Raw genomic sequence first — 24,305 nt, forward strand, 5'->3', positions numbered from 1 at the left:
AGGATAGGATTCTGGGTCCCGGCTCTGCGGCGCAGCGCTTACGCGCTCCGCCTTGTCCGGGACGAGCGCACTGCGAAAGCTAATTCCCGTTGACGCGAAAGCGCAGCGGCTTGGGACCAACCAGCATGAGCACGTCGCCCTGGCGCTTCCAGGTTTCGACGCTGCCGAGCGCGGCCACGAGATCGTCATCGGCCTGCGCCTTTGCCGGCGGACAGGAGCGGTCCTGGATCTGGCCGGGGACGAAGATCACGGTGTTGCCGGCGACCGAGAACTGGCCCTTGCCGCCCTTGCACCAGAGCTCCAGCACCACCTCGCCATTGTCGCCGATCTCGATGTTCGGTATCCGCTTCGAGCCGGGCTGTGGCAGCGCTTCCAGCGTCATTTCGGTGCCGAAGGGGAACCCCTCCTCGGCACGCGCGAGCGTGGACATCGCGAGCATTGCAATTGCCGCACACACCAACCGCTTGAGCAAAACCATAAGACCTCTCGACCGACCTGACTTGCCGCACCTTCTATAAGACGGCAGCGTTCTTGAGAAGGTTCGCCCATGGTGGATGTAGAGACAAAATCCCCGCGAGGCGAGCCTCGCGGGGATTGGCGTCGCAGCCTGGCGTCGACCGCTACTTCAGCACCAGCGCCGTAAACGGCCAGACATAGGCCTGCAACGTCACGAGCACGCCGACAAGGCAGGCCAGCACGATCGAGTGCCGGAACACGAAGCGCAGGATGGTGCCCTCGTGGCCGTACCAATTGGTGGCGGTGGAGGCGACCACGATCGACTGTGCGTCGATCATCTTGCCCATCACGCCGCCGGAGGAGTTCGCCGCACCCATCAGGACCGGCGACAGGCCGAGCTGCTCGGAGGTGATCTTCTGGAGATTGCCGAACAGGATGTTCGACGACGTGTCCGATCCCGTCAGCGCCACGCCGAGCCAACCGAGCAGCGTGCCGAAGAAGGGATAGAGCACGCCGGTGGCGGCGAAGGCGAGACCGAGCGTCGCGTCGACGCCGGAGAGCCGCGTCAAGGTGCCGATCGCGAGCATCGCCGAGATCGTGATCAGGGAGATCGCGCACAGCCGGATAGTACGGCCATATTCAACGAGCAGCTTGCCGGGACCGACGCCCATGAGGAAGCCGGAGATGATCGCCGCGATCAGCATGCCCGTGCCAGTGAAGGACAGGTAGGTGAAGGCGAACACTGCGCCTTCCGGCGTCGGTTTCGCCGCCACCGGCGGCATCTTGTTGATCATCTTGTCGAGCTCGGGAACCGCGTAGTTGAAGGTGAAGATCGAGTTCGCCCAGGTCTTGAACCAGCCGCTTCCCCACAGCAGCATGACGACGCAGACGATGATCCACGGCAAGAGCGCGCTCCAGAGCTGGGCTTGCGTGAGCGGAGTTTTGTCGAGCGGCTTCGCCGGCGCCATGGTCGCATGCGACGCGTCGTGTCCGCGCAGTTCCGGCGACAACCACAGCTGCCTCGGGTGCCAGACCTTCAGAAACAGGATGAGAGCCCCCATCGAGATCAGCGAGGCGCCGATGTCGACGATCCAGGGATTGATGTAGTTGGAGATTACGAATTGCGGGATCGCAAAGGACACGCCGGTGACGAGGATCGCCGGCCAGACGTCCTTCATGCCCCGCCAGCCCGCGAACGCCCACACCACCCAGAACGGCACGATCAGCGAGAAGAACGGCAATTGCCGTCCGACCATCGCACCCAGGATGTAGGGATCGAGCCCGGTGACCGAGGCGAGGCCCTGGATCGGCGTGCCGAGCGCGCCATAGGCCACCGGCGCGGTGTTGGCGATCAGCGACAGGCCGGAGGCCGCGAGCGGCGAGAAGCCGAGCCCGATCAGCACGGCACCCGTGATCGCGACCGGCGTGCCGAAGCCCGAGGCGCCCTCGAAGAACGCGCCGAACGAGAACGCAATCAGCAGCAGCTGCAGCCGCCGGTCCTCGGTGACGCCGCCGATCGCGCGCTTCAACAGTTCGAAGCGCCCGGTCGCCACCGTCACCTGGTAGAGGAAGATGACGTTGAGGACGATCCAGCCGATCGGGAAGAACCCGGTGACGATGCCGAGGATCGAGGCGCGGACCGACATGTTCACCGGCATGGTGAAGACGAAGATCGTGATCAGGTTGGTGACGATCACGGCGATGATGGCGGCAATATGCGCCTTGACGCGACCGCTCGCGATCAGGACCAGCAGCGTGACGACGGGCACCGCCGCCGCAATCGTCGACAGCACCGGGCTGTGCAGCGGGTCATAGATTTGATTCCACATGGTCTTCCTCCCCACGCATGTTTGTGGCAGGCGACCCGCGTGGAGAGCCGGTCCTGCTTGACGCTGAAAGCGATAACCCCCGAGTCGGACGCGAATTCCTCGCGAATGCGGCGGTTCCCGTCCGCTCACAAGCTCGCGAAATCCCGAAGCACCCCGCCCCGCACCGTCGAGCCCCATGCTAGGGTTGCAAGCTGCGACAAGCCAACGCAAATTGCAGACCTTGCGACTTTAGTCTAAGCGCGCCCACTTTCGCCATTACCTCAGCCATATGGCTCTGGGCCGTTATGCACATCCCCTGAGGAGACCCAGCTCTGTGAAGAACATCCGCGCCACGCTCGCGATCGTCTGGCGAATCGCCGCCCCCTATTTCCGATCGGAGGACAAATGGGCCGGCCGCGGCCTGCTCGCCGCCGTCATTGCCATGGAGCTGGCGCTGGTGGCGATCAATGTTCTGGTCAGTCAGTGGCAAAACCGATTCTTCAGTGCGATCCAGGGATATGAACTGGACCGGTTCGTCAGAGAGATCTGGATCTTTCTTGGCCTTGCCTTCACCTTCGTCGCATTGGCGGTCTACAAGCTCTACCTGAACCAGTGGCTTCAGATTCGTTGGCGGCGCTGGCTGACGCAGCATTATCTCGGCGAATGGCTCAACGGCTCGACGCATTACCGCATGCAGCTCAAGGGCGACGCCGCCGACAATCCGGATCAACGTATCACCGAGGACGTCAAGAATTTCGTCGAGCAGACCCTGACCATCGGCCTCGGCCTGCTGTCGTCGATCGTGACGCTGGCCTCGTTCGTCGTCATTCTCTGGGGTCTATCGGACAAGGCGCCGCTGCACATCTACGGTACCGATATCGTCATCCCCGGCTTTCTGGTCTGGTGTGCGCTGGTCTACGCAATCCTGGGTACGGCGCTGACGCACTGGATCGGTGCCCCGCTGATCAACCTCAATTTCGAGCAGCAGCGCTTCGAGGCCGACTTCCGCTTCAACCTGATCCGCGTGCGCGAAAATTCCGAGCAGATCGCCCTTTTGAAAGGTGAGAGCGCGGAGCGGGGGAATCTGCTGCAGCGCTTTGGTTTCGTCATAGGCAACTGGTACGCGATTATGAGCAGGACCAAGCGCCTGACCGCTTTCACGGCAAGCTACAGTCAGGCTGCAGTGATCTTCCCCTATGTGGTGGTGGCTCCGGCTTACTTCGCCAAGAGAATCCAGCTCGGCGACTTGATGCAGACCGGCTCGGCGTTCGGCAGCGTGCAGGATGCGCTGTCGTTCTTCGTCACGGCGTATCGCTCGCTCGCGGAATGGCGCTCGGTGATTGCTCGTCTCGATGGCTTCGAGATGTCGGTCAGCTCAGCAGCCACCGTCGCGGCGCACGAGCCGGCCATCAGCGTTGCGCCAGGGAGCGCCAAGGCAATCACGCTCAAGCAATTGCTGGTGAACCTGCCAAACGGCGAGCCACTGGTCAGCGCCGATGCCTTCATCGTCCGGCCGGCAGAGCGAGTTCTGGTGACCGGACCGTCCGGTTCCGGCAAGTCGACGTTGTTCCGGGCCATTGCCGGCATCTGGCCTTTCGGCGACGGAACGATCGCCATTCCTGAGAAGGCGAAGCTGATGATGGTGCCGCAGCGGCCGTATTTCCCGATCGGCCCGCTCGGGGATGCCGTGATCTACCCCTCCGATCATGGCACAATCGCGCCCGAGAAGATCGCGGAAGCGCTGACAGCAGTAGGCATGCCGCGTCTGGCAAAGCGGCTTGCCGAGGACGGTCACTGGAACCGGATGCTGTCGCTCGGCGAGCAGCAGCGCCTGGGGCTCGCCCGCGCGCTGTTGCATGCGCCGGACTATCTGTTCCTGGACGAGGCCACGGCGTCGCTGGACGAGCCGTCCGAGGCCCGGCTGTACCGGCTGCTGGCAGAGAAGCTGCCGCAGGCGACCATTGTTTCGATCGGCCACCGCTCGACGCTCGATGCCTTCCACACCCGCAAGGTGGCGCTGGTGAAGGACGGCGAGATCCACGTCCTCGGCGGCGAACCGGCTGTAGCGGAGCCGAGCGCGGCGCGCTGAGGCGCGGCGCTCCGGATTCGTGTGCGCGGCGGCGTGATTTAGCGCGGTTTCGCGACACGAAACCATCCTCCCCTGGAGGGGGGATCGGTTCGCATGTAGCGAAGCGGAAGGTGAACCGAAGTGGGGTGACGGTCTATCCGCGTTGACACTGTCCTTGTCGAGAGATCACTCCACCCCGCTCGCGCTGCGCGCGATCGACCCTCCCCCTCCAGGGGAGGGTGGGAGCTTCTTCACGTCATGCCCGGGCTTGTCCAGGTCAGGCCGGCCATGACGATGTGGCCAACATCGAGCCCTCACCGCGCACGCCACGGCCGAACTCCTTTAGTCTATTAGCCCCAAAGCAAAAGGGCGGCAGATCGCTCTGCCGCCCTCGCCAAGTATTCCGGGAAAAATCTTACTTCAGGTTGGTCATCGCCGTCAGGTCGAACGACAGCTTGGCGATACCGGCCGCGCCGCACCAGTTGGAGCCGACTCCCGACGGATTGATCGGGGTCACGTCGGTACCGAGGTTCGGAGCGATGTTGCCGCGGGCGGAGAAGTCGCTGGTGAAGGCGTTGCAGTTACCCTTGGACAGGTCGGTGTCGGAATAACGCAGGTCCAGCGTGAACACCTTGTAGGTGAAGCCGATGCCGATGTTCCAGGTGTTGTAGTCGGCGTACTTGATGCCGTTCGGGAACGCCGGCACGCCGTAGAAGCTGTCGGAGGTGCCGAGCCACTGACGGCCGAACTCACCCGAGACATACATGCCGACGCCGCTCGAGCCGAAGACCGTGCTGGGCGCGATGTACTTGCCGGTGATCGAGGTGTAGTTGCCCCAGGCGCCGGAGTTCAGGTAGCTCGGGGTGTAGTATTCGTTGACGCCGAACGACCAGTTGTCGTTCACCGTATAAGTCATCTTGCCGTAGACTTCGAAGAAGCTCAGGTCCTTCTTGATCACGTTGCCATTGATCAGGGCCTGCGAGGCGCACTCGGCGCCCTGGAAGTTGCCGGCAAAGTCAATTCCGGGCGCGCCGAAGAAGCAGCTGCCGCCCGGATACAGATAGCCCCATACGCCGATGTCGAAGGCGAAGGCACCGAAGGTCGGGCGGATACCGCCATAGACGTCGATCTCGGCCGCGGCGCGGTTCGGGAAGGAGATGCTCTCACCGGACACGCCCACGTAGAGCTGGAGGTCCTTAGTGACGTTGTAGCGCGGCTCGAAATAGGCCGTGACCGACGGCTTGTGGTTCGACTGGGTGATACCGCGGAAAATATAGTCGCTCATGATGCCGCCGCCGAAGGCGACGTCCCAGGGCTCGAAGGCGGGCGGCGGCGGGGCTTTCAATGCCTTGACCGGCATATCTGCCGCGAAAGCCGAACCCGTCACCATTGCCAGCGCCGTTGCCAACAAAGCCACTTTTTTCATTTCGATCCCCATCGCCAGTTCTTAGACCTAGTCAGGTCCCAATAGCCCCCCGGGGCGCTCGACCTGATTGCAAATTTCGTAACTGCGGCAATGTGAATTGAGGGGTGCGAACGGTGAAGCAAAAAGCGCGGGCATCTGCCGACTTTTTAGGCGTTTTGACGATTCCACGAAAGGTTGTCAGCCTGTGTGTCTTCTCGAACACAGCAATTGCGTCGCAAACTGCAAAGGATGGTCCGTGCAAGTACGGGAAAGCCAGGAAGCGTGGCACCCAGGTTACGAATCAGACAGGCGCGAGAAAGGGCGGCCTCTGTAGGTGCTTGTGGCGATGCAAAAAGGCCGCAGCGTCACCGCAGCGGCCTTTCTGTTGTCGATCGCGGTCGCTGGGCCTACCCCTGTCCCTCGGCCGGCGCCGATTCCGTAGAAGACGAAGGCATCGCCCAGCTTGTCTCGGCGGCAGGCTCGGGAGCCGGAGCTTCCACCGGTGCTGATGGCTTCGGAGCAGGAGCTGCCTTCGCTTTCTTCGGTGCCGCTTTCTTCGCGGCCTTCTTGGGTGCGGCCTTCTTGGCCGACTTCGTCGCAGCCTTCTTGGCGGCTTTCTTCGGGGCTGCCTTCTTGGCAGATTTCTTCGCAGCTTTCTTTGCAGACTTTTTCGCGGACTTCTTGGCTGCCTTCTTCGCGGCCTTCTTCTTCGCCGCTACGACCTTCTTAGCCTTTTTGGCCTTCTTGCTTTTTTTCTTCTTCGCTTTCGCCATCGTGGTCCTCCTGTTGCCGCCGAACAATGGTCGATCGGGCGTCTTTCTGCCGTCACCTGCGGACGAAAGCTCGGCTTTTGAAAGCTCAAACTTGCGCGTTCAATGCCGGCCGCGACCCGCCCGTAGCCCAATCGAGAAGCTCAATCGTGTGTACGACCGGAATTGATGTGCCACTGGCAATCTGCACCATGCAGCCGATATTGCCCGCAGCAATCATGTCCGGCTTGACGCTCGCGATGTTGGCGACCTTGCGATCGCGCAACCGGTCCGCAAGCTCGGGCTGGAGAATGTTGTAGGTGCCCGCCGAACCGCAACACAAATGGCTCTCCGGCACATCTTTCACCACGAATCCATTCTTGGAAAGCAATTCTTTCGGAAGGCCCGTGATTTTCTGCCCATGCTGCAACGAGCATGCGGAGTGATAGGCGACCACGATGTTGTCCTGTGGCGCGGTGGCCGAAAGTCCGAGGCCGGCGACGTATTCGGTGATGTCCTTGGCAAGCGCGGACACCTTCGCCGCATCGGCTGCGAACGCCACATCCTCGCGCAGCAGATAGCCGTAGTCCTTGATCACGGTGCCGCAGCCGGACGCCGTCACCAGGATGGCGTCGAGCCCCTCGCCGGCCGCTTCCCGGCACCACGCAGCGATATTGGCGCGCGCCCGCGCCAATGCGTCGTGGTCGTTGCCGAGGTGATGGGTCAGCGCGCCACAGCACTGCTCGTCCCGGACCAGGACAACCTCGATGCCGTGGCGGGTGAGAAGGCTGATGGCGGCCTGGTTGATGCGCGGCGCCAGCACCTGCTGGGCGCAACCCTGCAGCAGGGCGACCCGGCCGCGTCTCTTGCCGAGCGCGGCGAACACGCTGCCGGCGGCGGGCCCCGGCAACGGCAGTCGGTTCGGCGCCAGCGCCAGCATCGCCTTGATGCGCTGGATCAGTCCGGGCGTGGCCGAGGGCCTGGGCGTCGGCAGGAAGACGGCAAGTGGGCGGGCCAGCCGCGCCAGCCACATGCTCGCGCGGAAACGCTGCGGGTCCGGCAGGACGAAGGCCAGCACTTGGCGCAACAACCGCTCAGTCAGCGGCCGCTGATAGCGCTGCTCGATCCGGACCCTGGCCTGGTCGACGAGGTGCATGTAGTTCACCCCTGACGGGCAGGTCGTCATGCAGGCAAGGCACGACAGACAGCGGTCGATATGTTTGACCACCTCCGCCGTCGGCTCCTGGTCCTTCTCCAGCATCTCCTTGATCAGGTAGATGCGGCCGCGTGGGCTATCGAGCTCGTCGCCGAGCAGTACATAGGTCGGACAGGTTGCGGTGCAGAAGCCGCAATGGACGCAGGCGCGAAGGATCTTGTCGGCTTCGGCGATGTCGGGGTCGGCGAGCTGCGCCAGTGAGAATTCGGTCTTCATGCCGCAGCGCCCCGCCTCAGGCGTCCCCGGTTGAGAATGGTCTTCGGATCGAAACTGGCGCGCACCCGCTCGCTCAGCGCCGCGATGCCAGGCGCTTGCGGCTGGAATACATCGATATCACACCTGACGTCCTCGGTCGCCCGGATCAGCGTGGCATGTCCTCCGAACGCGTTGGTGAGCTGGCGCACGGCCGGGGCATGCGCGTCCGGCTTCGGCGGCACCGCCGCCCAGATCAGTCCGCCGCCCCAATCATAGATCAGGTCGCCGCCGGTCTCGTGTGCCAATTGGGTGCCGAGCGCCGCACCCGACGCCGGCGGACAGACGATCCGCCAGACCGGCCAGGCGCCCAGCGCGCCGTTTGCCGCGAACGGCAGGACGTCGCGGATCGTGGCCCACAGCGCGGACGATGCGGCGTCTTCGATCAGGGTCGCGGTTCCGAACGGCGCCAGCAATTCGCGCAGCGAGCCGGCGCGGTGCGCGGCGGACGCCGTGATGCCCTCGAGCCGCAGCACGGTCAGCGCCTCGTCCTGGCCCGCGACGTCGCCGAGCCCATTGGCCTTGGCGCGAAAGGCCGATTTCGGCAGATGCGCGGCTCCGGAAACGTCGAAGGGCGAGCCGAGCGCCGCCGTCATCGCCTTGTTGGCGCGGGCATCGTCGAGCCCGCGGAGCAACAGCGTCCGCTCGGCCTCGGGCTTGGGCATCACCTTGAGCGTGACCTCGGTCATCACCGCTAGCGTGCCCCAGGACCCCGCGAGAAGCTTGCACAGGTCGTAGCCGGTGACGTTCTTCACCACCTTGCCGCCGGTCTTGAAGCTGTCACCGAAGCCGGAGACGGCGTGCGCCCCGAGCAGGTGATCGCGCGCCCCGCCCGCCCTGATCCGCCGCGGACCGGCGAGCCCGGTGGCGATCATGCCGCCGATGGTTCCGAGCGCCGGCGTGCCGAGCAGCGGCGCCGTGTTCATCGGCTCGAAGGCGAATTGCTGGTTCTTGGCATCGATCAGCGACAGCACATCGGCCAGCGGCGCACCGGCCTGGAGCGTGACGATCAGCTCGTTGGGCTCGTAGGAGGTGACCGCATTGAGCGCGGAGACGTCGAGCACGGCATTGGTCGCCATCGCGTGGCCGATACCGCGCTTGGAGCCATGACCGATGATCTCGAGCGGCTGCTCGTTGGCGATCGCCGCGCGCACCACCTCTTCGACGTCTTTGCCGTCTCTGACCTTGAGCGTATCCACGAGAGGAGGCGGTAACGAAATTCGCGCCGGAAATCAAATCTATCAGACACTGCGCTTCGCCCGGGCTGGCAATCTCTGGTGCAACGCGAAAGAGCGGTGGCCGGGGCGCTCCCGTTGGCAGGCAAGCCTTCCGCTGCTTGTCGTCAACTGGCGCATCTTACCGAAGCAGCCGCGCGGACGAAGCGAGCAAGGACGGTGGGGCGACGCAATCTCTCGGCGCCCGCAACCAGACTCCGCGTTCTGCATCAATCGTCGGGATCACCGGCACTGCTTCGGCGGATCGGCGCGACGCGCACATTGGGCATTTGCTGGACCCGCGATAATAGATTGATGAACAGGCGTTCATGGAACGGCGCAGTTTCCAACCCGTTGATCACGGTGCTTCCTTCAGAAGGAGGAATGAAGATGAAGAGGATAATTGTTGCACTTTCTGCCATCGCCCTCATCGGCACTGCGCCGGCCGTCTTTGCCCAAGGCGTATCAAGCAAGACGCCGGGCCAAGAGATGCAGACCAAGGGCTCCAAGGCAGGCCATCCGGGAGCATCCGGCTACACTCCGGGACATAAGAAGCACGCCATGGGTTCTAAGAAAGGTCACCCCGGCGCTTCTGGCTACGCTCCCGGCCAAACCACTGGCGCGAGCACGAAGTCTGGTGGCGCGAGCACGAAGTCTGGCTACTGACGGTCGTCTCGCAATTGCCAATAGGCCAATGACAAGAGCCGCCGCGGTCTCAACCCGGCGGCTCTTTGTGTGAGCGATCCCGGTCGCTCAGAACCGGGGAATATCCGGAAACGCGAGCTTACCTGCATGCACATGCATGCGGCCGAGCTCGGCGCAGCGATGCAGGGTCGGAAACACCTTTCCGGGATTGAGCAGACCCTGCGCGTCGAAGGCGCATTTCAACCGCTGCTGCTGGTTGAGGTCGATCTCGGTGAACATATCCGGCATGAGGTCGCGCTTCTCGATGCCGACGCCGTGCTCGCCGGTGAGCACGCCGCCGAATTCGACGCAGGCGCGCAGGATGTCGGCGCCAAAAGCCTCCGCGCGCTCGATCTCGCCGGGCTTGTTGGCATCGTAGAGGATCAGCGGGTGCAGATTGCCGTCGCCGGCGTGGAACACGTTGGCGCAGCCGAGCTGGTATTTTTCGCCGAGCTCGCGGATGCGCGCCAGCGCCTTCGGCAGCGCGCCGCGGGGAATCGTGCCATCCATGCAGAGATAATCGGGCGAGATGCGGCCCACGGCGGGAAACGCGGCTTTGCGGCCCGCCCAGAACAGATTGCGCTCGGCCTCCGAGGTCGAGATCTGGCAGGTGGTCGAGCCGCAGCCATTCGCGATCGCCTCGACGCGCGTGATCAGCTCGTCGACCTCGATCTTGGGACCGTCGAGCTCAATGATCAGCAGTGCCTCGACATCGAGCGGATAGCCAGCATGGACGAACGCCTCGGCGGCGTGGATCGCGGGTTTGTCCATCATCTCCATGCCCCCAGGGATGATGCCGGCGCCGATGATGCGCGCCACGCATTCGCCGGCGGCCTCGACCTCGGCGAAGCCGACCATCAGCGCGCGCGCGGTCTCCGGCTTTTGCAGGATGCGCACCGTGATCTCGGTGATGACCCCGAGCAGGCCTTCGGAACCGGTGATGACGCCCATCAGATCGTAGCCGGGGTTCTCCGCCGACTTGCCGCCGATGCGCAGGATCTCGCCGCTCATCAGCACGATCTCACAACCGAGCACGTTGTTGGTGGTCATGCCGTATTTCAGGCAATGCACGCCGCCGGAATTTTCCGCGACATTGCCGCCGATCGAGCAGGCGATCTGCGAGGACGGGTCTGGCGCGTAGTAGAAGCCGGCATGCGCGACCGCCTGACTGATGGCAAGGTTGGTGACGCCGGGCTCGGTGACGACGACGCGGTTGTCGAAATCGATCTCGCGGATGCGCTTGAACTTGCCGAGCCCGAGCAGCACGCCGTCCTCGAGCGGCAGCGCGCCCCCGGACAGCGAGGTACCGGACCCGCGGGGCACGACCTTGATGCCCTGCTCTGCACAATATTTCAGGACCAGCGAGACCTGCTCGGTGGTGTCAGGCAGCACCACGACCATCGGCGGCTGCCGATAGGCCGTCAATCCGTCGGATTCATAGGCTCGCATCTCGGCGGCGCTGTCGATCACGCCTTCGCCGGGGACTATTGCGCGCAGTGCGGCAACGACGTCCGCGCGGCGCGCGAGCACGGCCTGGTCGCTCGCAGGCATCATGATGGCCATATCAAATCCTTCATGGCATATCCTTCCGGCTCACGCCGCACAGTCCAATTTGTCGCGGTAAATCAACCACGTCCGGGGGTGTTTGGGTAGGCCATCCGAAAGTCGGACCCGCAATCGCCAGCGAGTTCGCTCTGGGACAAGTAGGAAATCGTGAAACCTGTCATGGTCTGGCGGCTTGTCCAAGCCGGGCAGGCCTGCCAAAACCGGCAGGTCCGACAATTGCCGCGCAGGCAAGAGACTGACTAGACCCACCAGGGAAGAGACGAAGAGCACCCGATGACAAAACTGACTTTTGGCGCACTGACGATCCTCACCGTGATTGCCACCGCACCCGCCGCGATGGCGCAGGATGTCGCGGCCGGCAAGACATCGTTCAACAAATGCCTGGCCTGCCACGCAATCGGCGAAGGCGCCAAGAACAAGGTCGGCCCCGAGCTCAACGGCCTCAACGGCCGCAAGTCGGGCACCGCTCCGGACTACAACTACTCGGATGCGAACAAGAATTCCGGCATCACCTGGGACGAGCCGACCTTCAAGGAATACATCAAGGATCCCAAGGCCAAGATTCCCGGCACCAAGATGGCGTTCGCCGGCATCAAGAACGAGACCGAGATCAACAATCTCTGGGCCTATGTCTCGCAGTTCGACAAGGACGGGAAGATCAAGCAATAGGCGGGAAAAGGCGGCCGCTAAAACTTCGGTTCTGATTGAATCAGAACCGAAGCTCTAGCTTCTTGTTTTGACGCGTTTCCTTCCCGCGAACCGGTATCCACTTCGCTCGAAAACGCTTTAATCGGCGGCCGCCTGCGCCTGGACGATCTTCCCGATCATCGTCTCGATCTCCGCCTTCACGACATCCGGTACGGCGTTCTGCACCATGTGGCCGAGATCGGGCAGCACGATCAGCTTCGCATTCGGCACGATCGCGGCAAAGGGGCGCGCGTGGATGCCGGTCGACACGGTCTTGTCGGGCTCGCCGGCGATGATCGTGACCGGCGCCGATATCTCGCCATAACGCGCGACTTGCGCAGCAACCGCTTCCTTCAGCGTCACCAGATCATAGGCATTGGCGATGAACTCGCGCGGACGCAACAGCAGCGGCGTCGCGGAGTCCTTGACGAAGCCGTCCGGCATGACTTGCGGCAGGAAGACGTTGCGCGCGCCGGATTCAGTGAGGACGTAGCCGAGCGGCAGCGTGATCGTGTAGGCGAGCAGCGGACCGATCACGGGCGTTGCGATGATCTCGTTGTAGCGACCGACGCCGCCGCGCCAGGGATGAGTGACGGGCGCGAGCATCACGAGGCCAGCGACGCGGTACGGGTGATCGAGCGCGATCCGCGCGCCGAGGGCGCCGCTCCAGGAATGCACCACGAAGACCGCGCGGTCGATCCCGAGCTTCTGAAGCGCATCATCGATCATCCGCGCCTGGATCTGCGGCGTCGAATCCTGCCGCCGGACACGCATGCTCCAGCCATGGCCGGGACGGTCGATCAGAATGACGCGATGATCCCTGGCGAGGAGATCACCGAGCGGCCGCCGCATCGCTTCGAGATTGGAGCTTGCCCCGTGCAGCATGACGATCGGCAGGCCAGCATTGCGCGGGCCGAGATCGACGACGTGAAGCACCGCGCCGTCGACCTCGATCATCCGGCCCTGCGGCGGATAGTCGCGCTGCACGACGAGGATTCCGGCCTGCGTGGCCAGCGCCAGCAGAACCAGCGCCGTCACGACTGACATCACGATCATTGAGCGAATCCGGGCGGTCCTGGGCACAGGGCAGTTACGGGTCTTGGCACACGGCAGTTTCGCTCAGTCGGCTTCAGGGCTTCCACCGGAAACAGTGGGGCTGTGGATATGTGCACAATTAGGGAACGTAAAAACCCAACGGAATCAACAATATTCCTTGGCGACACGCAAGCCTCGGACCAGCTTCATGCAGTCGTCATCGCGGCTTCCATATAATCGCCATGGTCGGTTCGGCCATCTAGGCGCGGGTGGGCGCCGATCCTCCTCGCAGCCTCGGGGATGCGGGAAAGACCGGCAGGATTTTTTCCTGGTTTGAACCGGAGGATTTTCGATGAGCTTCAGATCGAACGACACTGCGATCGACGAGATCGTCGCGAGCTGCAGCGGCGACCTGCGCGGTGCCGTGCGGGCGCTGCTCCTGATCAACGAACATCTCGAAGCTGAGCTTGCAAAGGCTTACGCCGCGGTCGCCGATCGCGGCCTCACCGAGCGCGGCGGCAGCGTCCTGCACTAAGGCCTGTTTACAGACAGGATTCCCAAATCAGTAGAAAATTGATTCAAGGCTGAAAATTGGAGATCAGCCTTGATTCGATTGATGTTGAGCGATGCGCAGTGGGAGCGGATTGCGCCGGAATTGTCTGGCAAAGCCGGTGATCCCGGCGGCACCGGGCGTAACAACCGGCTCTTTATCGAAGCAGTTCTTTGGATTGCGCGCACGGGCTCGCCGTGGCGAGATCTGCCGGAAGCGTTCGGCAAGTGGTTCACAGTGTATACGCGCTTCTGGCGCTGGGCGCAGAAGGGGGTCTGGGAGCGGGTCTTCAAAGCTCTCTGTGACGATCCCGATTTCGAATATGTCCTGATCGACGGCACACTCGTCCGGGTCCACCAACATGGCACCGGGGCAAAAGGGGGACTCAAAATCAGGCCATAGGCCGCTCGCGTGGTGGCCTGACTACCAAAATCATGGCTCTGGTCGACGCACTCGGCAATCTCATTCGCTTCACCCTGCTGCCCGGCCAGCGTCACGACAGCATTGGCGTCGAGCCTTTGATCACTGGCCTCGATTTTGAAGCGCTGATCGGCGACAAGGCCTTCGATAATAACTGGCTGCGCGCCAATCTGAACCAACGCGGCGCCGCAGCGGTCATCCCGTCCAAGGCCGACCGCGCCGGGCGCATCCCGCACGACGCCGAAATGTACAAATGGCGCCACCTGGTCGAGAACTTCTTCTGCCAGCTCAAGGCATTCCGCCGCATCGCAACTCGCTACGAAAAGACAGACGCCTGCTTTGCCGGCCTCCTCAATCTCGTCGCGGCTTTCCTCGCAAACTAGCGACTGTAAACAGGCCTTAGGTGTCCTGCACCAGGTGCAAGCGACTTAGTTCGACCCGTCCTCGTCCTTCTCCTCGTCGGGCGTGACCGCGGGACAGGCGCGGATCGTCGAACGGGCAAGCTTGGCGTCGGCCTTGGATTTGTAGGGGCCGTCACCGAACCAGATATCGCCGATGATCACGGGATTGCTGGTCACGATATCGCATTTGCCGGTGGCGCGGTTGCCGACCACCCAGAACAATCCGTCGGCAAGGCTCACCGTCCCTGACGCGAGCAGCAAGCTACCTGCAAAGATCAAACGCTTCATGGCTTTTGCTCCTGCCATGCAGGTAGGCCTGCGGCAGCCCCGGCAATAGCCCTCGCGACGCGACGCCTGCGATCGTGGTTAATCCGCGCCGGCCGCGATCGCTCAAGAAATGATCGAGTTATAGGCTAGATGTCGCGGCCTTCGACCTTCTCGGTCAGCGCCTTGACCTGGTCGGGGATCTTCTCGAGGTGCGGATTGACGGCGAGCGCCTTGCGGTAGGCTTCCAGCGCGCGCTTCTCGTTGCCGACCTCCTGCATGATCATGCCGAGCCCTGCGAGCGCACCGAAATGGCGCGGTTCGCGGATCAGCACTTGCTGGATGTCGGCGAGCGAGCGGCCATAATCGTTCTGCATGTAATAGAGCGTGGCGCGCCGGTTCCAGGCCTCGATATAGTCGGGCCTGAGCTTGATGATCGAATCCAGCAGCTTGATCGCGACATCGATCTTCTGCGCCTCGACCGCGGTCTTGGCGCGCGACATCAACAGTGCCGCGGTGTCGCTCGGGGTCTGGAGCCAGATCGCCCAGATCCGCGCCTCGACATGCTTGGCGCTGGTCTCGTCGGGCGCTGCCTTCAGCGCGCCGAACAGAAAATCGAGATTCTTGGTGCGGTCGACCTTGGGCAGCTTGGCCGGCGCTTCCGGCAGCTTCTTCTGCTGGCCGGGCGGAGGCGGCGGCTCAATCTGCTGCGCCAGCACCGGGGCGAAGCCGGCGGTCCCCAGGACCAGGGCCAGACACAGGGTGGGCGCGCAGAGGAATCTCAGTGCCATGGGCAAAGTCTAAACGCGCAAAGCCGCCCTTGCAAAGCAGGGCGGCGTCAAACTCGTGTGAGACCGTGGTCTTGCGGAGCGCGAAGGCGTCCGGCAGGGCGAGATCAGCCCTGACGCGCCTTGAAGCGGCGCTGCACCTTGTTGATCACATAGACCCGGCCCTTGCGGCGGACTAGGCGGTTGGCGCGATGGCGACCGCGCAGCGATTTCAGCGAGTTACGGACCTTCATGGCAGAATCCTGAACGTTCGAAAGGCCGTGTTCGGCACTACCGTTTCGGCACGCGCGAATGTGGCAAAATGAGATTTTTCCCGCTGGCGGATGACCGCCCGGGACGGGGCGGTTCTTAAGGCATCGCGGGAGGTGATGTCAATGTTAACTGCCCGGTTCCGAACCAGCAAAATTTGCGAAAACAACCCCATGCACAGTAGAAACGGCCGGATCGGCCCGATCTGCCAAGCCGAGAACCTACGGCAGCGCCTTGCCAAATTCGTTATATGATATAATCAATTTGGCAACCGTCGGGAGGAAACCCATGCCGAAGCTGAAGCTGCCCAACATCGACGATGTCGTTGCCATCGACATCCACACCCACGCCGAGGAGCCCTGCGGCTGCCATGCCGACGACGGCTATGACGATTTCCAGGCGCAGATGGCGGAGTATTTCAAGTCGCCCAACAAGCATCCGCCAACGGTGCCGGAGACCGCGGCGTACTACCGCTCCAAGAACATCGCCGCCGTGATCTTCCCGGTCGACGCCGAGCGCGAGACCGGCTTCCGCCGCTACAACAATTACGAGATGCTGGAGGTCGCCTCCGACCATCTCGACGTCCTCATCCCCTTCGTCTCGATCGATCCGCACAAGGGCAAGCTCGGCGCCCGCGAGGCGCGCAAGCTGATCGAGGAATACGGGGTGCGCGGCTTCAAATTCCACCCGACCATGCAGGGCTTCTACGCCAACGACCGCATGGCCTATCCGCTCTATGAAGAGATCAACAATGGCGGCGCGATCGCGCTGTTCCACACCGGCCAGACCGGCGTCGGCTCCGGCATGCCCGGCGGCATGGGCATGCGGCTGAAATATTCCAACCCGATGTACATGGACGATGTCGCGGCCGATTTCCCCGACCTCAAGATCATCCTCGCCCACCCCTCCTTCCCCTGGCAGGAGGAGGCGCTGTCGGTCGCGACCCACAAGCCGAACGTCTATATCGACCTCTCCGGCTGGTCGCCGAAATATTTCCCGCCGATCCTGGTGCGCTACATCAACTCGATTCTCCAGGACAAGATGCTGTTCGGCTCGGACTGGCCGGTGATCACGCCGGACCGCTGGCTGTCGGATTTTGCCAAGATCGACATCCGCGACGAGATCCGGCCGAAGGTGCTGAAGGCCAACGCGCGCAAGCTGTTGGGAATCTAGGCGCTCACCCATCGCCCGTAGCGCATCGAGGGCTTCGATCCCGGTGACCGAAGCCCTCGGCTCAGACGCTCGAGGCCTTAGACGGGTCTTCGCCCAGCGGGAGGCTCGGAATATAAAACGACGATAGCTGACCGTTCCGATATAGTCCGTGCGCCTGCAACGATCCAAGGGAGGGGTCAATGAGCATCAAAGCCGTCGTCTTCGACGCCTACGGCACGCTCTACGACATCCAGTCGGTCGCAGAGATTACCGAGGATGCGTTTCCGGGCTATGGCGAGATCATCACGCAGGTCTGGCGTATCAAGCAGCTCGAATACACCTGGTTGCGCTCGCTGATGCGGCGCTACCAGGATTTTGCCACTGTTACGCGCGACTCGCTTGCCTATACGCTGCGCGTGCTTGGGATTGCTTACGAGAACGACACATTCGAGCGTGTGATCGAGAAGTATCTGCACCTCGACCTCTATCCAGATGCGACAGCAGCGCTTGCGGCTCTGAGACCGCGAAAGCTTGCCATCCTCTCCAACGGCAGCCCGGACATGCTCAATGCGCTCGTGCGCAATTCCGGCCTCGACGCCCTTCTCGATGCCACCATCAGCGTCGACGCGAAGAAAATCTTCAAGCCGAGCCCGGACGTCTATGAGCTGATCGGCGAGGTGCTCGGCACCAAGGCGAACGAGGTTCTGTTCGTCTCCTCCAATCCCTGGGACGCCGCCGGCGCGAAATCGTTCGGATTGAAGGTCGCCTGGATCGAGCGGGTGACGCCCGAAGCCATGGCGCTGGCTTGCGTCGAGAACGAACTCGTGGCACCGCTGACGATGTTCAAGGCGATCCGCACCCAGATGGACGAGCTCGGCTTCGCGCCGGATCACCGCATCCGCGCGCTCTCCGAGCTGCCAGGAATCGCTTAAGGAATCGCCTAAGAAATCGCTTAGGGATCATCGCTCTTTTTGGAATGAGCTGTTTGGAATGAGCCTTCAATCCGTTCGCGATTTCTTCGCCGAGAAAGCCCCCGACATTACCGTCATCGAATCCCCGATCAGTTCTGCCACCGTGACGCTGGCGGCGGAAGCTTATGGCGTCGAGCCGGGACGCATCGCCAAGACGCTGTCGTTGCGCGTCGGCGAGCGCGTGATCCTGATCGTCGCTGCCGGCACCTCGCGCATGGACAACAAGAAGGTGAAAGCGCAGTTCGGGGGCAAGCCGAAAATGCTGGGACTGGAGGAGGTCGCCGAGATCACCGGGCACGAGGTCGGCGGCGTCTGTCCGTTCGGCCTGAAGGCGCCGCTGCCGATCTATTGCGACGTTTCGCTGAAAGCGTTCGACGTCGTGGTGCCCGCCGCGGGCTCGACCCACAGCGCCGTGCGCATCACGCCGGAGCGGATGGCTGAGCTCGTCGCGGCCGAATGGGTCGATGTCTGCGAACACCGATCCTAAGCGAGGCTAATCATCCTCGTCATAATAGGGCCGCGGCGGAGGGGGCGGCGCGGTGTTGTAGCGCAGCGGGGGCGCGGCGCGGTTGCGCGGCACCGGCTGCTGCGGCTGGGCCTGGTTGTTCGACTGGAACACTGCGCGGCAGCCGCTCGAGAGCTGCGGCGTGTTCTGCTGCAAGCAGGCCACGATACGGTTCACGTCGGGAATCTGATCGCTGCACAGACGCCACACATCAGGCGTGCAGGCCATCTGTTGTTCCATCGTGCCGCGATATTCCTGGGCGAATGCTGCGTTCTGCGCGGCGATGCCGCCGATCGCAAGCGCCACACCCAGCGCAATCCGCTCTGTTCGCATGTCCCGATCCTTCCCGAATCCGTCAAAACCTCCTCAATCAATGAGGCGGGGGAAGGTTCTGGGCCAACAACAAAATGTGAAAGAGCGCCTGGAACCTACTCCACCTTGCCGATCTTCTTCACCGCCGCGATCAGCCGCGCGCTGTCGGCCGCGACGAATTGCGCGAAGGCCGGCGCATCCTGATAGGCCACGAGACTGCCCGAGGTCTCGAACGATTTGAGCACGTCCGGACTGGTCATGACCTGCGCCATCGCCTCGCGCAGACGGGTCGCGATCGGGGCCGACAGCGCGCTTTGCGCGAACAGGCCGGCCCAGATGTACATCTCGACATCCCTGTAGCCGAGCTCCTGGAAGGTCGGCACGTCGGGGAAGCTCGCGATGCGCTGCGCGCCGCAATTGCCGAGCACGCGCAGCTTGCCGCCGTCGACCTGCGGCTTCAGCGTGCCGGGCGCGGCGGCGATCGCCTGCACGGTACCACTGAGGATCGCGGTCAGTGCGGGACCTGCCCCGCGGAACGGCACATGCAGCAGCTTGATGCCGGCGCTGCTGGTGAACATCTCCATCGCCACGTGCAGCGTGCCGTAGGGCCCGGACGAGCCGTAGGTGATCTGGCCCGGGCGCTTCTTCGCGTCCTCGACGAAATCCTGCGCCGTCTTCCACGGTGCCGAGGCCGGCACCGCGAGCAGCGTGGGATCGGCGAGCACGCGCGCGATCGGCATGAACTGCGAGACCTCGTAAGCAACGGGACGCTCGAACAGCCGGTCGGCTTCTGGGAGCACCGCGAGCGAAGACAGCGTCATCAGCAGCGTGTAGCCATCAGGCTCGGCGCGCGCCGCTGCGGCATTGCCGACCGATCCGCCGCCACCGCCGGCTCTGTTGTCGACGATCACGGGCTTGCCGAGGACCCGCTCCAGCGCCTGTGCCACCGGGCGCGCCGCAAGATCGGCCTGTCCGCCCGCCGGAAACGGCACGATCATGGTGATGTTGCGAACGGGATAGGTTTGAGCGAAGGCTTTGTCAGGTAACGCGGCGCGCAACAACGGCAGTGTAGCAGCGGCGCGAAGGACGTCGCGTCGATCCATGGCAGGTCCCTCCCCTCATTTTCTTTGTTTCGCCAGCCAGCCTAACGTTGCGATCGGCAAGAACAAGATGTTTACGAAGCATTAGCCATGTTCGGCCGAGCCCGGAACGCATCCCTGAGGCCTCCGTTGCCCTTCCAGGAGTGTGCCATGGGAAAACTCGCGACCATCGACGTTGCCTTGGACGAGATGCTGGTGAATCTCGCCGCGATCGTCCTGCGACTTTCAACGCCCGAAATGACGCAAACGCCGGAAGCGCGGCGCGCACTGGCACAATCCGTCCATCAATATGCGGTTTGCGCGAAGCGTTCGAGCGACCCGCGTGTCCACGAGTTGAAGTCGCAGCTGGAAGAGACGCTGAAGCCAAGCTTACGCATTGTCGCGATCGACGGCGTGAAGGTGTCGTAGTCTACCGTCATTGCGAGGAGCTCTTGCGACGAAGCAATCCAGAATCTCTCCACGGAGACACTCCGGATTGCTTCGCTGCGCTCGCAATGACGAAGTTGTTGGAGCGGGATCTCGTAGGGTGGGCAAAGGCGCGCTCTTCGCGCGCCGTGCCCACCATCACTCGCCGAAATGCCCCGCAACATCGCGCATATCCCCTCCCCAATCCAAGGGAAGGATGCCCTGGTCCACATAGCGATGAAAACTGCTGAGAGACCAGTCGCGCACTCGGGTGACGAGGCCGTGTTTCACGGGGTTGAAATGGATGTAATCAACGTGTCGCTCCAAGTCTGCGTCGTCGCGAATTGTGTGCTCCCAGAAACGTCGCTGCCAGATGCCCTTCTCACGTTTTCTCAGCTTGCTACTTGAAGGGAACCCAGCCTCCAAGCCACGCGAAAATCCGCTTTTGATCAGATTCCAACGCGATGAAAAGTCGACGACACCTTCCGGCAACGTCCAGATCGCGCGGAGGTGGTCGGGCAAGATACAAATTGCGACCGTCTCAAGCGGCCGGCGCTGAAAGACGGTTCGGTAAGTTCGCCTCAGGCGATCGGCTTGATCAACGAGTAGCGTGCTCGACCGATCTGCGAGCACGACGGTGAAGAAAAACATCCTGCCCTGTGCGCGCCGATATCGAGACACTTGTGATCACCTCGGGCAAAGCCGTGGGCACGCTTCGCTTTGCCCACCCTACGGCAGTTACATTGCCTTCGCACCCTTCTTCGGCCGGCGCTTGCACGTGCCCGGCAGCTTCGCGGCCAGGAAATCGCCGAGCGCCTCGACGCGCGCGGGACGCGGGCCGCCGGGCGGCGTCACCAAGTGCACGGCGCCTTCGGCCTGTTTCCAGTCCTTGAGGATCACCTCGACCTGGCCTGAGGAGATCGCCTCGCCGACGATGAACTCGGGCAGCTCGGCGATGCCGAGGCCTGCGATCAGCGCCGGCATCACCGCTTCGCCATTGTTGACGCGGAGCTGGCCGCCCGGGCGCACGCTGGCCTGCTCGCCCGCCGAATTGGTGTAGTGCCAGACGTTCGGCGTGGAGAGATAGGCGTAGCTGAAGCATTTGTGCTCGGCCAGATGCATCGGATGCGTCGGCCGGCCGTGCTGTTTGAGATAGGACGGCGCGGCCACGGTATAGCGCGGCATGGTGAAGAGCTGCCGTGCGATCAGCGAGGAATCCGGCAGCCGCGCGATCCGCACTGCCATGTCAAATCCTTCTCCGATCAGGTCGACGGTCGCATCGCTCAGATGCAGGTCGACCGAGACTTCCGGATAGGCCTGAAAGAATTCCGGCAGCAGCGGCGCCACCGCCTTGATGCCGAACGTCATGGGCACGGCGAGCCGGACCAGGCCGCGCGGTGCCACCGATTGCGCCAGCGCCTCGTTCTCCGCGGCTTCGCCATCGGCCAGCAGGCGCGTCGCGCGTTCGGCGAGCTTGTGGCCGGCATCGGTCAACGCGAGCCGGCGCGAGGTGCGGTTGAACAGGCGGGCGCCGAGCCGCTCCTCCAGCCGCGTGACCGCCTTGGAGACCGTCGCCTTGGACATCGCGAGCTCGCTTGCGGCCCCTGCAAATGACCGTAATTCCACAACTTTTGCGAAAACCGCGAGCGCCTCGAAATCGGGGAGTTTTGCCATGGGCCTTGGTCCAATCGATGTATTTAGGGAAACAATACGTTTCAACAGTTTCTATTTCTATACCACAGGCGGAGGCTTATCCAAGGGGTCATCAGACATTCAGGAACTGGAGAAATCCAATGACCAAGAAGCTCTCAGGCAAGGTTGCCCTCGTCACCGGCGGCTCGCGCGGCATCGGCGCGGCTTCGGCCCGCGCACTCGCCGATGAAGGCGCTGATGTCGCCATCAGCTATGTCGCTTCGCCCGACAAGGCGGAAGCCGTCGTCGCCGACCTGAAGGCCCATGGCGTCAAGGCCCGCGCCTACAAGGCCGATCAGGCCTCGGCCAAGGAGGTCGATCAACTGGTCAGGAGCGTCGCCAGTGATTTCGGCCGGCTGGATATCCTCGTCAACAATGCCGGCGTCGCCGTCGGCGGGTTGATCGACGATGCCGCCACCGACACCGCCGCGCTCGCCCGCCAGGAAGACATCAACGTGCACGGCGTGATCGCCGCGATCCGCGCGGCCTCGAAGCTGATGGGCGAAGGCGGCCGCATCGTCACGATCGGTTCCGGTATTGCCACACGCGCTTCGTTCCCTGGCCTCGCCGATTACGCTGCGACCAAGGCTGCGATCGTCGGCTACTCCAAGGGCGCTTCGCGCGACCTCGGACCGCGCGGCATCACGGTCAACGTGCTGCAGCCGGGCTCAATCAACACGGACATGAACCCTGACGACGATCGTGAATTCGCCGACGCGCAGCGCAAGCAGCACGCCCTGCAACGCTTCGGGACCGCGGAAGAAATCGCCGCCGGCGTCGTCTTCCTCGCAAGCCCGGAGGCCTCCTTCGTCACCGGCACCGTGCTCAATGTCGACGGCGGGTTCGGCGCCTGATCCGAACCGCCACCCGTTCAAACAAGGATTACGCAGATGATCGAACTCAGACCTTTCGCAAAGCTCGGCGGCGCCGATCACGGCTGGCTCAAGGCCAAGCATCATTTCTCCTTCGCCAGCCACTACGACCCGAACAACATGGGTCACGGCGCGCTGCGGGTATGGAACGACGACGAGATCGCGCCGAACACCGGCTTTCCCGCCCATCCCCACGCCAACATGGAGATCATCACCTATGTGCGCGAGGGCGCGATCACCCATCAGGACAGCCTCGGCAACGAGGGACGCACCGAGGCGGGCGACGTGCAGGTGATGAGCGCCGGCAGCGGCATCCGCCACTCCGAGTACAATCTCGAGCCGACCAGAACGCGGATCTTCCAGATCTGGATCGAGCCGACCTCACGCGGCGGTCAGCCGACCTGGGGCTCGAAACCGTTTCCAAAGGGGGACCGTTCCGGCAAGCTCGTCACCATCGCGAGTGGCTTCGAAGACGATGCGGACGCGCTGCCGATCCGCGCCGATGCGCGGGTGCTCGCCACCACGCTGAAGGCCGGCGAGAGCGCGGAATACGCGCCGCAGAAGTCGCGGCACCTCTATCTCGTGCCTGCGGCAGGTTCAGTCGAGATCAACGGCGTGCGCGTCAACGCCCGCGACGGCGCCGCGATCCGCGACGAGGACAGCTTGAAGATCACCGCTCTGGAAGATTCGGAGCTCGTGCTCGTCGACGCGGCGTAGGCGCCGTCACCACAGCAACTCGTCATGCCGGGCCTACGCCACGCCGAAGAGGCTTCGGCCTCGCAGGCGGGTCAAGCCCGGCAACGACGGCGAACAAACAACTCACCTCGTGATCCAACGGAGACCACCGATGACCAAAGTTCTCGTCCTCTATTATTCCGCCTATGGCCACATCGAAGCGATGGCCAATGCCGTTGCCGATGGCGCGCGCGAGGCCGGCGCCACTGTCGATATCAAGCGCGTGCCGGAGCTGGTGCCGGCTGAGGTCGCAAAAGCCTCCCACTACAAGCTCGATCAGGCGGCGCCCATCGCCAAGATCGAAGACCTCGTCAATTACGACGCGATCATCGTCGGCACCGGCACCCGCTTTGGCCGCATCGCCTCGCAGATGGCCAACTTCCTCGACCAGGCCGGCGGGCTCTGGGCCAAGGGCGCGCTGCACGGCAAGGTCGGCGGCGCCTTCACCTCAAGCGCGACCCAGCACGGTGGGCAGGAGACGACGCTGTTCTCGATCATCACCAACCTGCTGCATTTCGGCATGGTCGTCGTCGGCATGAACTACGGCTTCGCCGGTCAGATGAAGCTCGACGAGGTCACGGGCGGCGCGCCCTACGGCGCCACCACCATCACCGGCGGCGACGGCAGCCGCCAGCCCAGCGCCAACGAGCTCGCCGGCGCACGCTATCAGGGCCGCCAGATCGCGGAGACTGCGAAAAAGCTGCACGGCTGATGCGATCGCGGGCGGCGTTCTCGTTCGGGAATGCCGC

General features: G+C 63.3%; 27 protein-coding genes. 11 read left to right on the forward strand and 16 right to left on the reverse strand.

Annotated features, from left to right (window positions below; all coding sequences use genetic code 11):
* Positions 1-79: 79 nt before the first annotated feature.
* Together ACR9YP_RS39610 and ACR9YP_RS39615 are read right to left on the reverse strand one after the other, a co-directional pair.
* Positions 80-478: an META domain-containing protein gene (locus ACR9YP_RS39610; protein ID WP_370986356.1), complete on the reverse strand. Its 399-nt coding sequence runs from the start codon at positions 476-478 to the stop codon at positions 80-82.
* 142 nt (positions 479-620) lie between these two features.
* Positions 621-2,285, reverse strand: coding sequence for an L-lactate permease (locus ACR9YP_RS39615; RefSeq protein WP_474218606.1), 1,665 nt, complete (start codon positions 2,283-2,285; stop codon positions 621-623).
* A gap of 313 nt (positions 2,286-2,598) precedes the next feature.
* Here ACR9YP_RS39615 and ACR9YP_RS39620 point away from each other — a divergent pair, with 313 nt between their 5' ends.
* On the forward strand, positions 2,599-4,353 hold the full coding sequence (locus ACR9YP_RS39620) for an ABC transporter ATP-binding protein/permease (RefSeq protein ID WP_474218607.1): 1,755 nt from the start codon (positions 2,599-2,601) through the stop codon (positions 4,351-4,353).
* A 394-nt stretch (positions 4,354-4,747) separates the two neighbouring features.
* On the opposite strand, the gene ACR9YP_RS39625 is transcribed toward ACR9YP_RS39620, so the two are convergent.
* The 6 genes from ACR9YP_RS39625 to ACR9YP_RS39650 all read right to left on the reverse strand — a co-directional run bounded on the left by ACR9YP_RS39625 (position 4,748) and on the right by ACR9YP_RS39650 (position 11,415).
* A complete protein-coding gene (locus ACR9YP_RS39625) occupies positions 4,748-5,758 on the reverse strand; it encodes a TorF family putative porin (protein WP_091887077.1) in 1,011 nt (336 codons plus the stop codon).
* A 386-nt stretch (positions 5,759-6,144) separates the two neighbouring features.
* Positions 6,145-6,510: a histone gene (locus tag ACR9YP_RS39630; RefSeq protein ID WP_474218608.1), complete on the reverse strand. Its 366-nt coding sequence runs from the start codon at positions 6,508-6,510 to the stop codon at positions 6,145-6,147.
* Between the two features lie 85 nt (positions 6,511-6,595).
* Positions 6,596-7,918, reverse strand: a complete 1,323-nt coding sequence (glcF, locus tag ACR9YP_RS39635) for a glycolate oxidase subunit GlcF (protein ID WP_474218609.1) — start codon at positions 7,916-7,918, stop codon at positions 6,596-6,598.
* Positions 7,915-9,153, reverse strand: coding sequence for an FAD-binding protein (locus tag ACR9YP_RS39640; RefSeq protein ID WP_474218610.1), 1,239 nt, complete (start codon positions 9,151-9,153; stop codon positions 7,915-7,917). The genes glcF and ACR9YP_RS39640 overlap by 4 nt, the downstream gene beginning before the upstream one ends.
* A gap of 245 nt (positions 9,154-9,398) precedes the next feature.
* Positions 9,399-9,677: a hypothetical protein gene (locus ACR9YP_RS39645; RefSeq protein WP_474218611.1), complete on the reverse strand. Its 279-nt coding sequence runs from the start codon at positions 9,675-9,677 to the stop codon at positions 9,399-9,401.
* Between the two features lie 244 nt (positions 9,678-9,921).
* Entirely contained in the window at positions 9,922-11,415 is a 1,494-nt protein-coding gene (locus tag ACR9YP_RS39650; protein WP_091886972.1) for an FAD-linked oxidase C-terminal domain-containing protein, read from the reverse strand.
* Positions 11,416-11,691: 276 nt separating this feature from the next.
* Between ACR9YP_RS39650 and cycA the strand changes: the two genes are divergently transcribed.
* Positions 11,692-12,087, forward strand: a complete 396-nt coding sequence (cycA, locus tag ACR9YP_RS39655) for a cytochrome c-550 CycA (protein ID WP_091886974.1) — start codon at positions 11,692-11,694, stop codon at positions 12,085-12,087.
* Between the two features lie 117 nt (positions 12,088-12,204).
* Here the strand turns inward: cycA and ACR9YP_RS39660 are convergent, their stop codons facing one another.
* Positions 12,205-13,161, reverse strand: a complete 957-nt coding sequence (locus ACR9YP_RS39660) for an alpha/beta fold hydrolase (protein WP_474218612.1) — start codon at positions 13,159-13,161, stop codon at positions 12,205-12,207.
* 331 nt (positions 13,162-13,492) lie between these two features.
* Between ACR9YP_RS39660 and ACR9YP_RS39665 the strand changes: the two genes are divergently transcribed.
* Together ACR9YP_RS39665 and ACR9YP_RS39670 are read left to right on the forward strand one after the other, a co-directional pair.
* Positions 13,493-13,675, forward strand: a complete 183-nt coding sequence (locus ACR9YP_RS39665) for a hypothetical protein (protein WP_091886978.1) — start codon at positions 13,493-13,495, stop codon at positions 13,673-13,675.
* A 69-nt stretch (positions 13,676-13,744) separates the two neighbouring features.
* A protein-coding gene (locus tag ACR9YP_RS39670) for an IS5 family transposase (RefSeq protein WP_474217651.1) occupies positions 13,745-14,493 on the forward strand; the annotation gives its coding sequence in 2 pieces (ribosomal slippage) (positions 13,745-14,075 and positions 14,075-14,493; 750 coding nt in all).
* Between the two features lie 45 nt (positions 14,494-14,538).
* Here ACR9YP_RS39670 and ACR9YP_RS39675 read toward each other — a convergent pair.
* The 3 genes from ACR9YP_RS39675 to ykgO form a co-directional block, all read right to left on the reverse strand.
* The gene (locus tag ACR9YP_RS39675) at positions 14,539-14,799 is read right to left on the reverse strand and encodes a hypothetical protein (RefSeq protein WP_091886980.1); all 261 of its coding nucleotides are present in this window, start codon (positions 14,797-14,799) and stop codon (positions 14,539-14,541) included.
* A gap of 125 nt (positions 14,800-14,924) precedes the next feature.
* Entirely contained in the window at positions 14,925-15,566 is a 642-nt protein-coding gene (locus ACR9YP_RS39680) for a tetratricopeptide repeat protein (RefSeq protein WP_091886982.1), read from the reverse strand.
* 104 nt (positions 15,567-15,670) lie between these two features.
* Complete coding sequence (gene ykgO, locus ACR9YP_RS39685; RefSeq protein WP_006611362.1) at positions 15,671-15,796, reverse strand: type B 50S ribosomal protein L36; 126 nt, start codon at positions 15,794-15,796, stop codon at positions 15,671-15,673.
* Between the two features lie 304 nt (positions 15,797-16,100).
* Here ykgO and ACR9YP_RS39690 point away from each other — a divergent pair, with 304 nt between their 5' ends.
* The 3 genes from ACR9YP_RS39690 (at position 16,101) to ACR9YP_RS39700 (ending at position 18,422) form a co-directional block, all read left to right on the forward strand.
* On the forward strand, positions 16,101-16,985 hold the full coding sequence (locus ACR9YP_RS39690; protein ID WP_011090280.1) for a 4-hydroxyphenyl-beta-ketoacyl-CoA hydrolase: 885 nt from the start codon (positions 16,101-16,103) through the stop codon (positions 16,983-16,985).
* Between the two features lie 179 nt (positions 16,986-17,164).
* A complete protein-coding gene (locus ACR9YP_RS39695) occupies positions 17,165-17,896 on the forward strand; it encodes a haloacid dehalogenase type II (RefSeq protein ID WP_474218616.1) in 732 nt (243 codons plus the stop codon).
* Positions 17,897-17,954: 58 nt separating this feature from the next.
* Complete coding sequence (locus tag ACR9YP_RS39700) at positions 17,955-18,422, forward strand: YbaK/EbsC family protein (RefSeq protein WP_474218617.1); 468 nt, start codon at positions 17,955-17,957, stop codon at positions 18,420-18,422.
* A 6-nt stretch (positions 18,423-18,428) separates the two neighbouring features.
* Here ACR9YP_RS39700 and ACR9YP_RS39705 read toward each other — a convergent pair whose 3' ends face one another.
* Positions 18,429-18,773: a hypothetical protein gene (locus ACR9YP_RS39705; protein WP_474218618.1), complete on the reverse strand. Its 345-nt coding sequence runs from the start codon at positions 18,771-18,773 to the stop codon at positions 18,429-18,431.
* Between the two features lie 95 nt (positions 18,774-18,868).
* Positions 18,869-19,855, reverse strand: a complete 987-nt coding sequence (locus tag ACR9YP_RS39710; RefSeq protein ID WP_474218619.1) for a tripartite tricarboxylate transporter substrate binding protein — start codon at positions 19,853-19,855, stop codon at positions 18,869-18,871.
* A 147-nt stretch (positions 19,856-20,002) separates the two neighbouring features.
* Here ACR9YP_RS39710 and ACR9YP_RS39715 point away from each other — a divergent pair, with 147 nt between their 5' ends.
* Positions 20,003-20,260 (forward strand): hypothetical protein, encoded by a 258-nt coding sequence (locus tag ACR9YP_RS39715; RefSeq protein ID WP_474218620.1) that lies wholly within the window; start codon positions 20,003-20,005, stop codon positions 20,258-20,260.
* A 156-nt stretch (positions 20,261-20,416) separates the two neighbouring features.
* Here the strand turns inward: ACR9YP_RS39715 and ACR9YP_RS39720 are convergent, their stop codons facing one another.
* Both ACR9YP_RS39720 and ACR9YP_RS39725 read right to left on the reverse strand, forming a co-directional pair.
* A complete protein-coding gene (locus ACR9YP_RS39720; protein ID WP_474218621.1) occupies positions 20,417-20,938 on the reverse strand; it encodes an REP-associated tyrosine transposase in 522 nt (173 codons plus the stop codon).
* Positions 20,939-20,995: 57 nt separating this feature from the next.
* On the reverse strand, positions 20,996-21,931 hold the full coding sequence (locus tag ACR9YP_RS39725) for a LysR family transcriptional regulator (protein WP_474218622.1): 936 nt from the start codon (positions 21,929-21,931) through the stop codon (positions 20,996-20,998).
* 119 nt (positions 21,932-22,050) lie between these two features.
* On the opposite strand from ACR9YP_RS39725, the gene ACR9YP_RS39730 reads away from it, so the two are divergent.
* From ACR9YP_RS39730 to wrbA, 3 genes are all read left to right on the forward strand, one after another.
* Positions 22,051-22,803: an SDR family NAD(P)-dependent oxidoreductase gene (locus ACR9YP_RS39730; protein ID WP_438105228.1), complete on the forward strand. Its 753-nt coding sequence runs from the start codon at positions 22,051-22,053 to the stop codon at positions 22,801-22,803.
* Between the two features lie 36 nt (positions 22,804-22,839).
* The gene (locus ACR9YP_RS39735; RefSeq protein ID WP_474218623.1) at positions 22,840-23,538 is read left to right on the forward strand and encodes a pirin family protein; all 699 of its coding nucleotides are present in this window, start codon (positions 22,840-22,842) and stop codon (positions 23,536-23,538) included.
* 130 nt (positions 23,539-23,668) lie between these two features.
* Positions 23,669-24,268, forward strand: a complete 600-nt coding sequence (wrbA, locus tag ACR9YP_RS39740) for an NAD(P)H:quinone oxidoreductase (protein WP_474218624.1) — start codon at positions 23,669-23,671, stop codon at positions 24,266-24,268.
* Positions 24,269-24,305 lie beyond the last annotated feature (37 nt).

Source organism: Bradyrhizobium sp. BR14999, assembly GCF_056106085.1.

Bases quoted from the DNA above. Each gene is read 5' to 3' on its own strand.
- ACR9YP_RS39610 (WP_370986356.1), bottom strand. From the start codon at position 478: ATGGTTTTGCTCAAGCGGTTGGTGTGTGCGGCAATTGCAATGCTCGCG.
- ACR9YP_RS39615 (WP_474218606.1), bottom strand. From the start codon at position 2,285: ATGTGGAATCAAATCTATGACCCGCTGCACAGCCCGGTGCTGTCGACG.
- ACR9YP_RS39625 (WP_091887077.1), bottom strand. From the start codon at position 5,758: ATGAAAAAAGTGGCTTTGTTGGCAACGGCGCTGGCAATGGTGACGGGT.
- ACR9YP_RS39630 (WP_474218608.1), bottom strand. From the start codon at position 6,510: ATGGCGAAAGCGAAGAAGAAAAAAAGCAAGAAGGCCAAAAAGGCTAAG.
- glcF (WP_474218609.1), bottom strand. From the start codon at position 7,918: ATGAAGACCGAATTCTCACTGGCGCAGCTCGCCGACCCCGACATCGCC.
- ACR9YP_RS39650 (WP_091886972.1), bottom strand. From the start codon at position 11,415: ATGGCCATCATGATGCCTGCGAGCGACCAGGCCGTGCTCGCGCGCCGC.
- cycA (WP_091886974.1), top strand. From the start codon at position 11,692: ATGACAAAACTGACTTTTGGCGCACTGACGATCCTCACCGTGATTGCC.
- ACR9YP_RS39660 (WP_474218612.1), bottom strand. From the start codon at position 13,161: ATGATCGTGATGTCAGTCGTGACGGCGCTGGTTCTGCTGGCGCTGGCC.
- ACR9YP_RS39665 (WP_091886978.1), top strand. From the start codon at position 13,493: ATGAGCTTCAGATCGAACGACACTGCGATCGACGAGATCGTCGCGAGC.
- ACR9YP_RS39675 (WP_091886980.1), bottom strand. From the start codon at position 14,799: ATGAAGCGTTTGATCTTTGCAGGTAGCTTGCTGCTCGCGTCAGGGACG.
- ACR9YP_RS39680 (WP_091886982.1), bottom strand. From the start codon at position 15,566: ATGGCACTGAGATTCCTCTGCGCGCCCACCCTGTGTCTGGCCCTGGTC.
- ykgO (WP_006611362.1), bottom strand. From the start codon at position 15,796: ATGAAGGTCCGTAACTCGCTGAAATCGCTGCGCGGTCGCCATCGCGCC.
- ACR9YP_RS39690 (WP_011090280.1), top strand. From the start codon at position 16,101: ATGCCGAAGCTGAAGCTGCCCAACATCGACGATGTCGTTGCCATCGAC.
- ACR9YP_RS39695 (WP_474218616.1), top strand. From the start codon at position 17,165: ATGAGCATCAAAGCCGTCGTCTTCGACGCCTACGGCACGCTCTACGAC.
- ACR9YP_RS39700 (WP_474218617.1), top strand. From the start codon at position 17,955: ATGAGCCTTCAATCCGTTCGCGATTTCTTCGCCGAGAAAGCCCCCGAC.
- ACR9YP_RS39705 (WP_474218618.1), bottom strand. From the start codon at position 18,773: ATGCGAACAGAGCGGATTGCGCTGGGTGTGGCGCTTGCGATCGGCGGC.
- ACR9YP_RS39710 (WP_474218619.1), bottom strand. From the start codon at position 19,855: ATGGATCGACGCGACGTCCTTCGCGCCGCTGCTACACTGCCGTTGTTG.
- ACR9YP_RS39715 (WP_474218620.1), top strand. From the start codon at position 20,003: ATGGGAAAACTCGCGACCATCGACGTTGCCTTGGACGAGATGCTGGTG.
- ACR9YP_RS39725 (WP_474218622.1), bottom strand. From the start codon at position 21,931: ATGGCAAAACTCCCCGATTTCGAGGCGCTCGCGGTTTTCGCAAAAGTT.
- ACR9YP_RS39730 (WP_438105228.1), top strand. From the start codon at position 22,051: ATGACCAAGAAGCTCTCAGGCAAGGTTGCCCTCGTCACCGGCGGCTCG.
- ACR9YP_RS39735 (WP_474218623.1), top strand. From the start codon at position 22,840: ATGATCGAACTCAGACCTTTCGCAAAGCTCGGCGGCGCCGATCACGGC.
- wrbA (WP_474218624.1), top strand. From the start codon at position 23,669: ATGACCAAAGTTCTCGTCCTCTATTATTCCGCCTATGGCCACATCGAA.